Consider the following 14,239-nt stretch of genomic DNA (forward strand, 5'->3'; position numbering starts at 1 on the left):
CATTGACATATTTTAAATCATGATTTTAATGTGTGCGCTGTTTTTAAGATTTTCCATCCACTTTTTGAACTGGGTCTCCCCATATTCCCGATACAAAATATCCTGGATCTGATTTTCCACCTCTTCCTGGACAGGGCCAGGGCCCTGTCCCTGGGAAATAATATCCGCCACATAAAGAATCTGGAAAGCACCCCCTATATCAACGGGCCTGGTGTATTGTCCCTTACCAACCCCCTGAAGCGCTTTTTTGATTTCATCGCTGAAACTTGATATGTCAAACGCACCGAGTTCACCACCGGCAGACGCATTGGAACCGATTGAATAGTCCTTGGCAACTTGTGAAAAAGCAACATTATTTTCTAATTTTTTCTGGACCGTGAAAAGATCGGTTGAATCCTTTACGATTATATTTTTCAAATGATATTTCTTCTTGACTTTGAATTCCTGATAATGACTGTCGTAATACTCTTTTATCTCCTCATCCGTGATAACGATCTTGGCACGGACAGCCCTTGAAACGATCATGCTCTGGAGAATCTGCTCCCTGATTCTTTCACGGTATTGCTCAAGGGTCATGCCCTGGGCGGCCAGACCGAGTTCCAGGCTTTCCTGATCAAGATTGTGTTCTTCTTTAAAATTTTTTACAGCATTGTCCACATCCGTGTCATCCACGGCAATACCCATTCGTTCCGCTTCCTGAACCACCAGGCTGTTTTCCACCAGTTGATTGAGGACCTGGGTGTACATTTGCGCCATCATCTCTTTTTTCCGGGCCGAAGACGCCTGGGATGCCTCAATATTTTCTAGATACGGGGCGGCTGCCATGTCAAGTTGAGACAGGGTGACAATATCGTCATTTACAATGGCGACTATGCGGTCAATCACCTCTTGGGCAAAACAATTTACCACCCGGAAAAAGGCAAGTATAAAAATTATTAAAATTATGTTTCGTTTTTTGCTCATATATTCACCTTTTTTTTATAAAAAAGTCTGTATACCCTACATGGGCCGCAAGCCCACAACAAACAATGAAAGATGTAAGTTGAACCACGGTAAAAAAATCAGGTCAGCCCAATGGCTGTTTGTTACTCGATGATCGAGTATTGCAATCAATTATTACTTTTCAGCGTTTATTAAAAAGGTACTTAACGCCCCTCTGTTAATGTGTACAGGATAGCCGGCCTGTAACGCCTGCAACCATTCTCCCAAGGCTTCCCGGCTTTTTTCCATCCTCAGTTTGAGCAGCAATTTTTTTTCATCCATCATTTTTAGATTATTATTGTCCCGGGATTCTGACTTTCCGGCAACACGGTCATAAAAGGCAATCATGTCTCCGGGATGAAGTTCCTGGGATGCAACCAGATCCTGCATGATTAATTTCCGGATGACCAGATCCTTTTTTAATCTTTTTTTCCAGACAGGATATAATATGGCCCTTTCAAGGAGCATCTGATCAAAACTGTCTTCGGGATAGTCTTTTTTAAAATCGGCAATGGCCGCATCAAGTTCATTGGCACTGACATCAATCCCCTTGGCCGCGGCGGCCGCCAGCAAGACAGCCTCATCAGACAGATCAGAAACAAGATCCAGAACCATGGCATTGTATTCATTGGGCCTGTTTTTTATATCATAGGGATAGTTGGCCTGTTTGATTTCCAGTTCCCAGACAAAGTCGGCCCGGCTGATTTCCACGGTACCGGCTTTGATGATATGACCTTTTTCTTCAACTTTTTTTTGATCCGTACACCCGGGTACACATACAATTGCAATACCTGCTGCCATAAGCAATAACGTCCCAAAAGCCAAGGTGCTTGAAAATCCCCTTGAAAATCCATTGACGTCTTTAATGCCATACCAACTATTTACAATGCTGCTCATTTTTTATATTCCCATGGTGACTCACGGCCATAATCCAGCATATTAATTTATTTGGGGAAATTTTCTTTTAAATTTTGGAAACTTTTAGCATTATGCCTATTTTTTGGCAACCCCTACCCCAATGCATAAAGTTAAGATAATTTCTATTTAAACCATGAAGAGCATGAAGGACATAAAGATTTATTTTTCGGTATAGATTCTTCATCCTCTTCATGTGCTTCATGTGCTTCATGACAAAATAAAAAAATTGAACTGGGAATTAAATTGAAAGTTGCAATTTTCGACAGAGGATGTTTAATCTCAAATTATTTTGATTCCTTTTTTGGGACCAACCTTTTAATAAAAAGGTTATTTTTATGATTAAATATAATGATATTATCGAAGCCAAAGACCTGTTGAATCTGCCCGAACGGGCATCCATGGAAGAAATTAAATCAAATTACAGAAAACTCATCATGCAGTGGCACCCGGATAAATGCCCCGGCAATAATGAAACATGCAATGAAATGACAAAAAAATTAACCGCTGCATATAAAACAATTATGCAGTACTGCAATCAATATAAATATTCTTTTACAAAAGAAGAGATTGAACAATATTTATCGGTTGAAGACTGGTGGTTTGAAAGATTCGGCAATGACCCTTTATGGGGAAATTGTAAAAAATCTTAAATTTAGAGTATAGGAATTTCAGGCTTGGTCAGAACATCGGCCACAGCGTAGGTTGGGTTGAACGAAGTGAAACCCAACAATTTATCGGCGTTGGGTTTCGTTCCTCAACCCAACCTACCGGAAATTCGTGTGGCCGAAAATATGACCAAGGCCGGAATTTCCATTTCCCAGCACCCAGCACCCAGCACCCAGGGCCTAGCCAGACAGGGGAAAATGGCAGGCCGTCAGATGCCCAGGGTCATGCCGGCAGACCGAAAGCGTTGGCGCCTTTTCAAAACACAGGGATTGAGCCACAGGGCAGCGGGAAGAAAAGCGACACCCCGGCGGCGGATGTTCAGCGGATGGGATTTCACCTTTAAGCGGGATTCTTTTTGACGGATGGTCCGGATCGGCAACGGGGACAGCCTCCAGCAATGCCTTTGTATAGGGATGGCCCGGATGATTATATATGTTCCGGGCATCCGCAATTTCCATGATACGGCCCAGGTACATGACAATAATGCGGTCGGACATATGGCGGACCACGGACAGATCATGGGAAATAAACAGGTAGGTCAGGCCCATTGCACACTGCAGATCCAGCAACAGATTCAAAATCTTTGACTGAACCGAAACATCCAGGGCGGAAACCGGTTCATCGCAGATAACAATCTGCGGGGTCATGCTGATGGCCCGGGCAATACCGATGCGCTGGCGCTGCCCCCCTGAAAACTCATGGGGATATTTGGTCAAATCCCCGGGGTCAAGACCCACCTGATCCAGTAACGACTCAATCTGCGTGATCGTCTTCTTTTGCGACACCCCGTGAATGCGGAACTTTTCTTCCAGAATCTGACGCACGGTCTGCCTGGGGTTTAAGGATTCAAAAGGGTCCTGAAAAATCATCTGCGCCCGGGTTGAAAACGCTTTACGCATTTTCCGGCTCATGGCGGACATTGGTTTTCCATCCAGAAGAATGCGGCCTTGGGTCAACGGATACAACCCCATAATGCAACGGCCCAAGGTGGTTTTCCCGCATCCGGATTCCCCCACGATACCAAGGGTTTCCCCTTTGAAGACCGAAAAACTGACATCATCCACGGCATGGACATTACCGGTTTGGCGCAGGAAAACACCCGAGGTGACCGGAAAATATTTTTTCAGACCCTGGATATCCAGAATCGGTCTACTGATTTTTTTACTCTCCGGTTCATGCATTTATCCGCCCTTTCCGATCAATCAAGTAGATCAATTCTTAAACTGTCACTTTACCCCTCAGACAGTACCTCAAACACCTGAATAGTTCATCTGCCACCGTCAACTGCGTAAAAGCGACAACAGCTCCTCAGCCGATATTTTTGCAGCAACATCGCTGCCCGCAAGCAGGCTTTCCGCTAATTTGCGTTTCTGTTTGTGAAGATTCACGATCCGTTCTTCAATGGTGTCCTTCATGATCAGCCGATATACCGTTACCGGCCGTGCCTGCCCGATCCGGTGGGCCCTGTCCGATGCTTGGTCTTCCACCGCCGGATTCCACCAGGGGTCCATATGTATGACATAGTCGGCTGCCGTAAGGTTCAATCCAACGCCACCTGCTTTAAGGCTGATAAGAAACAGGTCCCCCTCTCCCCGCTGAAACGCATTTATCCGGCTTTCACGCATGGTCTTGGATGTGGCACCGTCCAGATACTGATAAGCGATTTTTTCCCCATCCAGGTAGGATCTTAAAATTGACAGATGCTTCACAAACTGGCTGAACACAAGTACTTTATGATTATTCTCCAACAGCTCGTGCACCAGTTCTCCAAACAGCTTCAATTTTGAACTCTCAATGGCCGTATCCGGCAGGATGAGAGAAGGATTGCAGCAAAGCTGCCGCAGCTTTGTCAGCTCTGACAGAATTTTCAAGTGAATCTGCCCTGTTGTGCCGTCACTGTTTTCTATGGCTTCAACAGCCAGCTGCCGCCTTGCTTCGTAAAGCGCGGCCTCCTCGTCACTCATGACGACCTCAAGGTTTATTTCCGTTTTCTTTGGAAGATCTTTCAGTACGTCCGCCTTCATCCTGCGCAGAATAAAAGGCTTGATCAGTTTTTGAAGTCTTTGTGACGCAGCTTTATCCTGATCCCGCTCAATGGGTATGGCAAAAGTCTCCTTAAAGCGGGTCCATGTGCCAAGCAGCCCCGGGTTCAGAAAATGAAACAGATTCCACAGTTCACTGAGATGATTCTCAATGGGTGTTCCCGTGGTAATCATCCTGAATTCGGCATTCAGATTCATCGCCGCCTTTGAGCGCTTGGTCTGCATGTTTTTAATGGCTTGGGCCTCATCCAGGATAACGGTCTGCCAATTTTTTTGGGAAAGCTTATCCGCTTCAATTTGTAAAAGACCGTAGGTGACAAGAAGCACATCAAAAGGTCCCAGGGTATCAAGGGTTTCCTGCCGGTCTCCGGGTCCGAAAACAATAGGATTTAAAGTGGGAGCGAATTTTCGGCATTCATCAACCCAATTGCTGACCACGGAGAGCGGTGCAACCACAAGAGAAGGCCCGTCACCTGCACCAGGCAGCACTGCGGCAAGGGCTTGAACTGTTTTCCCAAGCCCCATATCATCGGCCAGACATGCCCCGACCTGCCAATGGGCCAGTTGAAACAGCCAATTGAATCCGGCTATCTGGTAATCCCTCAAATTTGCCTTCAATGTTGAGGGTAATTGGGGGGTGACAATTTGTGTCAGTTTTTTTACATGCTTTTTCCAGGCAAGATCACTTTTTACCGAGCCCAGTGCATCTGTCAACTCTTCCACAGCCAGGGCGGCAAAGGGTGAAAATCGCAGGGAGTTTCTATAAGGCGTTGAATAAGATTTCAGCTCTTCAAGCCGCTCTTTTAACGAGCGGGTAATTGCAAGGAATGTCGTATCGTCCAAAGGAATAAAACGGCCAACCGGTTGTTCAAGCATGGCCATAAGCTGTTTGAGGTCAAAGGACAGTTCCTGGTCAATTGACAGTGTGCCTGATGCTTTGAACCACTCCCTGTCTTTGTTGATTGACAATTGAAAATTATCAAAACCGGCCTGGCCGTAAATCTTCATCTTTTCACCCTGGGGCCATTTCAGGATCAAGTCATGTTCACAGGTTTTCAATTCAAAAAGAATTTCCAGGGCATCTTCGGGATTTTCGATCTGCCATTGGCCATTGAACGGTTCAAAAGAACCCAACGTGGGACAGGCGTCAAGAATCTTTGCGACCTCTTCCAGTTCCTGGTTTTGATTCCGTGTCGTTTGAATCCGGGCACCGCCTATCTGAGCGGAGACATGCCGTCCGCCCTGCCCCGGTGTAAAGTAGGCGCCATACTCTTTGAGCGGCCGTATGAGTATGGTCACACTAATCCCCTGCATATGTGAGGTGACATGGACATGGGGTGTCGGATCTGCCGGAATCTCTTCTCCTGGTGCATCACCGGCAACGTCGAGATCGGAATGTACCGGAATATAAGATGTCAGGGAATCCATGGCTTTGCTGACCATCTCTTTTGCTTTGGCCGGCAGCTTCATCCCGTTTTTTCCCAGGGTCTCACATATTTCCAGATGCTTGTGTGAAAACCGAACCAGTTTTAAACGGGTGGGGGTTTCCCTGGTAATTTGCACCCTGGCATCGTCATTTCGGGGATTGGGATGCATGCTTACACTGATTTTTCCTTTTTCAACACGGACGCGCAGTTCCGGGTCCCCTTCCACGATTTCAACCGGCGTGGTGATATCTTCTTCAAAAAACAAAAGCGGATGTCCGATCAACGCAGGTAATGCCTTGTCGTCATCAATTTCATAATAGGTTTCCGAATATCTTTGCCGGTACCCTGTATAGTAAGTTTCCGCCTCAATGGCGTCACAAACTTGATGATCCTGCTCAGTGAGATGTTTCATGGATTTGTGATTATTATATAAATTCTTCAACGCCACCGGCCGTCCTTTGGTCCAGGTGCCGGTTTTCGTGAATTTTTGAAGACGGGGCGTAATGTGGCATGAGTTGTATCTTTCACTGTATGACAAAAGCCAGATCAACCGTTCGTCATACGGATGTTCGCCGCTTGCCGTTTTTTTCCGGTCCCCGTCAAGGGACTTTCCGATATTCAACAGACGGTTCAGGTCTTTTTCCCATTTGGGGATCGGTTTTACAAGGTTTGTAAGCGTCTTGGTCCCCATGGCCTGGTGAAGGGTCTTTGCATGTTTATTTTTGGCTTGCTTTTTAACACCCAGTTTAGCAAGCAATGCGCTTATTTCAGCTTCCAACCAGACATATGATGAAGCGGATGCTTTATCTGCAATCTCTTCCAGCCGGTCTAAATTTCTTTTTTCAATTGAAGCATCAGCCCAGCTTAAACTAAGAATATCTAAAAAAATATCCATGGGGCCGGTCATGCGTGCCGACGGTAAATCGAACCAGGGAGAGTCACCCGGACTGCCGAGTTTTTCATCAAAGACCGCCTGCATGGCCACTATGGCGAACCCATGGTCATGATTGATTTTTCTTGCAATATCGATATAGGTTAATGCGGTACGATGATCCTCGCCATCACTGCTTGCCGCAAGGGCGAGTATAAAAAAAAGACCGGGGTAGCCATCCAGAAAAATATTTTTCTTACGGCTTTTGCTCTTTTTCAGCGTCAATGCCTGTTTAAACCCTTCCAAGGCTTGGTCATATTTTCCTTTAAGCATCTGCAAACAGGCGTTGTGCGCACAAATCAGGCTGGATGGCGCGCTGTTTTGGGTTTGCAAAATTTTTTGATATGCATCTGTTTTTCCACAAAGCAGCAGCACTTTAAGCAAAGATTCATGTTTTGGGGTTACCGTTTTGCCATCTGTCTGGGAAATAAAATACGTTAGCGCATCTTCTGCCGGTACCAATGTATCTGCGGCATCCTTTAAAATAATCGAAAGAATTTTCATGCGGGTTGACACCGGGAATTTATCAAACAGCGTCTTGGAAAAAGGACGATGGAATACTTCCAGAAACACAGAATCCGATTGATACTGCATCGGTAGATTTTGCATGGCCGATTTGTATACCAGCTCAATATCCGCCAGGCGCTCATGGCTGAAGGCGGAAATCCGCACGGCTCTTAAGTATTCCGCCCGATTTTGAAATGAAAAGCGGCCTTTGTCGGATTGCTGAACACTATGCAATGTTTTATCCGGAAACGGGCATACGTTTAAAACAGCCTGGGCCATGGCATCAAAACAGCCTTCATTCACAACGTCTTGAATCACACCCAACAGGGAAACGGGGCAGGAAACGCCCTTTGGGCTTTTAATAATAAGTTCCTGTTTTTCAAGCTGGTTCAGCATAGGACGAAGCACTTTGGTAGCTATTGGCCCATCCGCCGCATCCTTGGCCCCAATGGTGTCAAGGCAGGCCAGAAGGTCTTTTTGCCTGAATGGCAACACCTGTATGGAAAGTAATTGAATAATCCGCTGCATTACGGCAGGGAGCTGTCTGTACTGATTAATACGGTTGTTTTGTTCCATATGCATTGGTCGTATTATATGTCGGGTTTTGTTTTATTTTTCATTGTGATATGACGACTTCTATATCAAAGAATTTAAAAAAAAAGAAAGTAAATATGACACAAAACAATCAGAATTTTGAAACATTAAAACAAGGTTTAACCGCTTATACCGTTCCTCAATTAAAATCACTGGGAACTCAGATCAGTAAAAAGTTGCCGACCCGCAAAGCCGAACTGGTAAACCATATTAATGAACTGGTATTTAGAAATCTCGAAGAAATTGTCAAAAAACTGGACGAGCTGGGTGTTGCAGCGCTTGAAGAAGCTGTTTTTAACTGGGGTGGTGAATTCAGAACCAAACAATTTATCGCAAAATATGGGGCATACCCCATCCTAAGCACGTCACATAATCCTTATCGAGATGATCTTCATCTGTTATTCCTCTTTTTTATCAAGGGCGGGATTCCAACGGATCTGCAGGATAAATTAAAAACCATTCTTCACCAGCCCGAAACCGAATCCATCAAATACAGCTCCCAAAAAGACTTTCAAGACTTGATTATCCGTGAAACAGAGCTTGCCGCTGCAATGAATTTGAGCATGATGATTGATATGGTCAATGACGGGAAATTAAAGGTAAGCGGCAAAACCGGCCGGCCAACAGCAGCCACCATGAAAAAAATAAACGCGGCGTTGTATGACGGTGATTTTTATGAAGATGATGAATATGGTCCGCTTCAATCCTTTGCATGGCCGCTTCTTCTCCAGGGCGGCGGCATGGCGGAGCTGGACGGCAACACACTGAAACTGACAAAAAAAGGGACGGCCGTGGCCAAAAAAGACCTGGCTTACGGCATAAAAACCATTTGGAAAAAGTGGGAAAAAACAACGCTGATTGACGAATTCTCACGGGTAACACATATCAAAGGACAGAAAGCCGCCAAGGGACGCGCCCTGCTCTCTCCCGTCCGCAGGCGCCCTGCCATAAACAATGTATTGTCGCATCTTAAAGAGGGGCGCTGGGTATCTGTTGATGAGGTTTCACGATATATGCTCTCCGGGGATCTTGACTTTAAGATGGCAAATTACATGGGGAAACTTTACATCCTTGACCCCCACTATGGCAGCTTAGACTATTGCTATACCTGGCCCCTGTTGCAGCTGCGCTACATGCTGGTCTATTTTTTTGAATATTGCGCTACATTGGGCATTCTGGATGTGGCTTACAAAAAACCGGAATATGCCCGGGAAGATTTCAGGGACAACTGGGGCGCAGATGAATACGACTACTTAAGCGTATATGATGGATTGATGTATATCCGGATGAACAGGCTTGGTGCTTATGTTCTCGGGGCGTCAGAACAGTACGGGTCGGAAGATGCCAAGGCGTTTTGCATTGTGGATACCCTGATCCAATATAAAGGCAAAAGTACGCCGTCAGCCGACATCCTGCTCTATTTGGACAAAATTGCCGATCGAAAAGAGACGTCACAATGGCAGATTTCAGAATCAACCCTTGCCATGGCCATTAAAAACGGTGAAAAAATTGCAGATATTAAAGCCTTTTTAAATGACATCACCTCAAAAAATCCGGGCAAACTGGTGATGAATATGCTTGATGAGATGATGGATATGACAGCAGCCGTCGTGGATAAAGGGACGGCAACATTGTATGAATGCCACGCCCAGGCCCGGAAACAGATATTATCAAACCGGCAGTTGAACCAGCTTTGTCTGCCCGCAGGTGATGCGCATATCGTTGTGCTGCCAGGGAAAAAAAAGGCATTTTTGAATCAGCTTGAGTCATTGGGGATTATTGTTGAGCGGTAAGTTCTCACCGGCTGGAATTTGTGGAATTTTTCCGGCAATTACGCTGCGCATGGACAGCAAATGCGCAAGGATTTATAAAACCGAATGGCATAACAGTGCCATCACCCCGGCCAACCGGGCACTGTTCCAGTTTTCCAGAAGAGACGAATATATATATAATACCTGGATAAAATCCGGAAACAGGTGATGCCGGAACTGGAAAAAAACCGTTTTGTCACCCGGGTCAAACCGCCGGAGGATCTGCAGGCAAACAGTAGGGAAAAGGATACGGATTGCCTGCTTTTCACCTTTTGCTATTTTTAAAATATGAGACACGGATTGTGGCAACAGGCAAAAATTTTTTTAAAGAAAACTTACAAAATATAGACAAAAAAAAGGGCTTCTGAACAAACCATCGTCCAAAAACCCTTTGAAAATAGACTTACTGAACAGTTACATTGACCGCTGCAGGTCCTTTCTGTCCGTCCTCTACATCAAAAATGACTCGGTCACCTTCGTTAAGAGATTTAAAGCCTGTTGCATTGATGCCGGTATGATGAACGAATACGTCAGGTCCCTCCTCCTGTTCGATAAATCCGTATCCCTTTGCATCATTAAACCACTTTACGATCCCATTTGCCATTGCGACGATCTCCTTACTTGTAGTGAATAAATTTAGTTTCAAACTCAGGTTCTGCCACACCAACAAATGGAGGTCCAGCCCTTAGAACGAAACTTTCAAAGCCCTGCAATCTGCAGCTTTAATTGTATATTATTAGCTTTTGTTTAAAAATCAAGAATTTTTTATTAAAATTTAATTTTAATTTAATTTTTTTTCGCCATCACGAACCAAATGACATGCGGCAAAATGGCTGGAAGAGACAGGCATCAGCCGGGGGCGATGGTTTTCGCATTGCATCAATGCCCGGTTGCAGCGTTTGACAAACCGGCACCCGACAGGCATTTCATACAACGCAGGCACATTTCCGGGAATGGTGGGAAGCGGTGCTTTCGCCGTTTGTGCCAGGGAAGGTATGGATTGTAAAAGTCCTTTGGTGTAAGGGTGAAAGGGATGCCGAAACAGGGTTGTCACAGCAGCGCTCTCCGCCACGGTACCGGCATACATGATAATAACCCTGTCACAGTTCTCTGCGATCAGTCCAAGATCATGGGTAATTAAAATCACAGCCATACCGGTTGTATCCCGAAATTGAAAAATAAGATCCATGATCTGGGCCTGAACAGTTACATCCAGGGCCGTAGTCGGCTCATCGGCAATGAGGATATCCGGTTCACAAGCAAGGGCCATGCCGATCATTACCCGTTGGCGCATCCCGCCGGATAATTGATGGGGATATTTTTTCATGACTTGCCGGGCATCAGGGATGCCCACCTTTACAAGCATCTGTAATGACGCTGTACGTTTTTGATTTATACCCATGCCCGGAAAATGCAGAGAATAACATTCTGCAATCTGCCGGCCTATGGTATGAACCGGGTTTAATGCGGTCATGGGTTCCTGGAAAATCATGGCTATTTTTTTACCCCGGATTTTACGCATGGTCTTGATGGGAAGGTCAAGCAGATTTTGCCCTTTCAACAGAATTTCACCGTCTTGGATTTTTGACACAGGCTTTGGCAAAAGCCGCATCAAACTCAAGGCGGTTACACTCTTACCGCACCCGGATTCCCCGGCAATTCCCAGCACCTGCCCGGACTGGAGTTCAAAGCTGACATCATCCACCGCAAGGACCTGTCCCCGGTCGGTCTGAAATGAAACCCCAAGATGCTTAACGGCTAAAAGCGGTGGACGATTCGTTTGATTCATTCCCGCGGGACCTTTCTTTTATATTTGTCATCAATAATGGTGACAGGGGGAAACACCTGGTTTGCTTTCATGGCTTCAAGGGTCTGTTTCCGAATGTGATCATCAATCCAGAAGAGCCCGCCCGTATCCGAGGCAAAAGGATCAAACAAACCATTGGACACAGGGGTGCCGTGAAATTTCGGCAACCGCATCCACCGCCAGTAGGCCAGCCGGACATAGGGCACCATATATGAAGGCACATACGCACAGATATCATGTATCTTATTCTGAATCGTTCTGGACAGATTGATGCGTTCCTGCTCATTTAGACTGTTCCGATACCGGTCAATGAGCGTGTCCAGTTCCGGGTCATCCGTGTTGGTTATGTTGTTGGTCTGGGGTTTATGTGCATTGTCCGAGTGCCACCCCTGCCAGAAGGAGGGCCGGATACCGGTACTCCACCCCATCCAGGCCACATCATGCTTTTTCTCCAGAGTCTTCTTAAACATGGCCGTAGGGTCAAGGCGCTCCAGTTCCAGGTCAACGCCGGCCTTGAGGGCTTCCTCCTTCAAAACAGCCAGCCGGGGCATATGTTCTTCCAGATAATAGGTCACGGTAACGGAAAACCGCATATCCCCTTTTTGCCAGATGCCGTCCGTCCCTCGATGCCAACCGGCCTGCGCCATCAGCCATTCAACCCTTGAAATATCGTACCCACGGGGTTTGATGGTGTAATCCGTATAGTCTCCATATCCGTAAAAGGCCTGGGGCAACCGGAAATAATCCCCGCGTAAAACCTGTTTGATTACCTTATCCATGTTCATGGCATGGGCAAAGGCTCGGCGAACCCGAATATCCTTAAATATGGGCCGGTCCAGATTCAGCCACAGCCCCCTGGAGGGCCGTTCCAGGTCATTGAAAAACCAGATACGCGCCACATATCCTTTATTAATAACCGGGGTGTTGGATTTCTGGTGCCAGAATTTGGGCAGCACCATACCAAAGGTATCCAGCCGGCCTTTCTTAAAATATTCCCACTGCATGTTAAAATCACGGATTACGGTAAACAGCACCGAATCCACGTTAAACCGATTTTTAAAATATCGACGATCCTTTGCCCACCACTGTTTTTTACGGGAAAACCGGATATACCGCCCTTTTTTAAAATCACTGATCTGGTATGCCCCGGTATTGGGCACAACCGCCCAGTTGAACCGGGATACAAACTCATCCCCCAGGGTTTTAAAAAAATGTTCCGGCGTCGGACTGATGCCCAGTTTCAGATAAAGGTCAGGTACGGCCTTGGTGCTTTTCACCGCAATGGTGTAATCATCAAACGCGGTAACAGATTCGATCTCCCGGGTGTAGTAATCGTTATACCAGGGGGCCACAATATGTTCAGAGCGCATGAATGTCAGGGTATACAAGTAGTCCCTGGCGGTAACCGGTACCCCGTCCGACCACCGGGCATCAGGATCCAGCTTGAAATACATGGTCTTTTTATCCGGGGCATAGGCCCAGTGGGTGGCAAGCTCGGGGATAATACGCCGGGAGACCGGATGAATATTGATCAAAGAAAGCTGGTTGTCCAGAATTGCGCTTCTGAAAGCGCCGTTGGAATCCGGCCCCACCACCCTGAAGGTCATGGGAAAATTCATGATGGCCTCCCGGAGCATTCCACCTTTTTGGGCGTTGTCCGAGGCAAACACCGCATCTGTATCATTGGTAAGCCACTGTATATTGCCCGGCAATGTTTGATAGACCAGAGGCGCAAGCCCAGCATTGGAAGGCGGTTCTGATGAGGGCCCCTTTTGGGGGGTATCTGATGAGCAGCCGAGCGTCCCGCTTGAAAGGCAAAAAGAAAAAATAGCCCATACGGCAAATAAAACCCGTCTGAATATCACCTTTTTTCCTTGATTTCTAAAATGATTTAATTAATCCTTGACCAAAGTCTTAAAGTTGAAATGCTTTCAGATTAAAACCACGACGTTTATACGCCAAAACCTTTGTGAACTTCATGTTCTTTGTGGTAAAATAGAATAATACAGCAATTTTTAACACGATCCAAGACGTTTTTATTCCATGATCCTCCATATATTTTTGAGGATTAAAAATTTTTTCCAACGCCGAAGTTGGGCAAATTAACAAAAACTTGATCATCAAGTGATAGGAGAGCAAAAAATGAACCCACTTTGTGCTGTAGAAGTGACCATTACAGGAAGGGTCCAGGGTGTATACTTCCGACATGAAACCCAACTGGCAGCCCGGGATCGGCGTTTATCAGGCCATGTCAGAAATATGCCCGACGGATCGGTCCAGGCCCTGTTCCAGGGTGAGCAGGAGAAGATACAGGATATGCTGGCCTGGTGCCGGAAGGGTGCCGCGCTTTCAGAGGTGAAGGATGTAAACACTCGAACGGTTCCAGTGGATGCGGCATTAACAGATTTTGAAATCCGCTATTAGAAAATTTGGCATCCTTCATATAAGTTCAAAAGTACTTTACAGTTTTTATCATCAGAATTTTGATCGCAACTATCTTGTCACAGCAAAATACCGTGTTTATTATACTCAAATATGAATTGTGATTATCTCAA

At 46.0% G+C, this 14,239-nt stretch carries 11 protein-coding genes; 4 read left to right on the forward strand and 7 right to left on the reverse strand.

Annotation, left to right across the window (positions count from 1 at the left end; translation table 11 throughout):
- Nucleotides 1-12: 12 nt before the first annotated feature.
- On the reverse strand, nucleotides 13-963 hold the full coding sequence (locus HXW94_RS12255; protein WP_178367190.1) for a SurA N-terminal domain-containing protein: 951 nt from the start codon (nucleotides 961-963) through the stop codon (nucleotides 13-15).
- A 153-nt stretch (nucleotides 964-1,116) separates the two neighbouring features.
- Nucleotides 1,117-1,878: a SurA N-terminal domain-containing protein gene (locus HXW94_RS12260; protein ID WP_178367191.1), complete on the reverse strand. Its 762-nt coding sequence runs from the start codon at nucleotides 1,876-1,878 to the stop codon at nucleotides 1,117-1,119.
- Between the two features lie 356 nt (nucleotides 1,879-2,234).
- Between HXW94_RS12260 and HXW94_RS12265 the strand changes: the two genes are divergently transcribed.
- Nucleotides 2,235-2,549 carry a J domain-containing protein gene (locus HXW94_RS12265; RefSeq protein ID WP_178367192.1) on the forward strand — a complete coding sequence of 105 codons (315 nt, stop codon included), beginning with the start codon at nucleotides 2,235-2,237 and terminating at the stop codon, nucleotides 2,547-2,549.
- Nucleotides 2,550-2,744: 195 nt separating this feature from the next.
- On the opposite strand, the gene HXW94_RS12270 is transcribed toward HXW94_RS12265, so the two are convergent.
- Together HXW94_RS12270 and HXW94_RS12275 are read right to left on the reverse strand one after the other, a co-directional pair.
- Complete coding sequence (locus tag HXW94_RS12270) at nucleotides 2,745-3,746, reverse strand: ABC transporter ATP-binding protein (protein WP_178367193.1); 1,002 nt, start codon at nucleotides 3,744-3,746, stop codon at nucleotides 2,745-2,747.
- A gap of 99 nt (nucleotides 3,747-3,845) precedes the next feature.
- Nucleotides 3,846-8,048: a DEAD/DEAH box helicase gene (locus HXW94_RS12275; protein WP_246293942.1), complete on the reverse strand. Its 4,203-nt coding sequence runs from the start codon at nucleotides 8,046-8,048 to the stop codon at nucleotides 3,846-3,848.
- Between the two features lie 95 nt (nucleotides 8,049-8,143).
- Between HXW94_RS12275 and HXW94_RS12280 the strand changes: the two genes are divergently transcribed.
- Both HXW94_RS12280 and HXW94_RS12285 read left to right on the forward strand, forming a co-directional pair.
- Nucleotides 8,144-9,859 (forward strand): hypothetical protein, encoded by a 1,716-nt coding sequence (locus tag HXW94_RS12280; protein ID WP_178367195.1) that lies wholly within the window; start codon nucleotides 8,144-8,146, stop codon nucleotides 9,857-9,859.
- The gene (locus HXW94_RS12285) at nucleotides 9,849-10,046 is read left to right on the forward strand and encodes a hypothetical protein (RefSeq protein WP_218576698.1); all 198 of its coding nucleotides are present in this window, start codon (nucleotides 9,849-9,851) and stop codon (nucleotides 10,044-10,046) included. The genes HXW94_RS12280 and HXW94_RS12285 overlap by 11 nt, the downstream gene beginning before the upstream one ends.
- Nucleotides 10,047-10,280: 234 nt before the next feature.
- Here the strand turns inward: HXW94_RS12285 and HXW94_RS12290 are convergent, their stop codons facing one another.
- From HXW94_RS12290 to HXW94_RS12300, 3 genes are all read right to left on the reverse strand, one after another.
- Nucleotides 10,281-10,481 (reverse strand): cold-shock protein, encoded by a 201-nt coding sequence (locus tag HXW94_RS12290; RefSeq protein ID WP_178367197.1) that lies wholly within the window; start codon nucleotides 10,479-10,481, stop codon nucleotides 10,281-10,283.
- 177 nt (nucleotides 10,482-10,658) lie between these two features.
- A complete protein-coding gene (locus HXW94_RS12295) occupies nucleotides 10,659-11,666 on the reverse strand; it encodes an ABC transporter ATP-binding protein (RefSeq protein WP_178367198.1) in 1,008 nt (335 codons plus the stop codon).
- A complete protein-coding gene (locus HXW94_RS12300) occupies nucleotides 11,663-13,549 on the reverse strand; it encodes an ABC transporter substrate-binding protein (RefSeq protein ID WP_178367199.1) in 1,887 nt (628 codons plus the stop codon). The genes HXW94_RS12295 and HXW94_RS12300 overlap by 4 nt, the downstream gene beginning before the upstream one ends.
- A 277-nt stretch (nucleotides 13,550-13,826) precedes the next feature.
- Between HXW94_RS12300 and HXW94_RS12305 the strand changes: the two genes are divergently transcribed.
- The gene (locus HXW94_RS12305) at nucleotides 13,827-14,108 is read left to right on the forward strand and encodes an acylphosphatase (RefSeq protein WP_178367200.1); all 282 of its coding nucleotides are present in this window, start codon (nucleotides 13,827-13,829) and stop codon (nucleotides 14,106-14,108) included.
- Nucleotides 14,109-14,239 lie beyond the last annotated feature (131 nt).

The sequence above is a fragment of the Desulfobacter latus genome (assembly GCF_013389365.1).
GTDB lineage: Bacteria > Desulfobacterota > Desulfobacteria > Desulfobacterales > Desulfobacteraceae > Desulfobacter > Desulfobacter latus.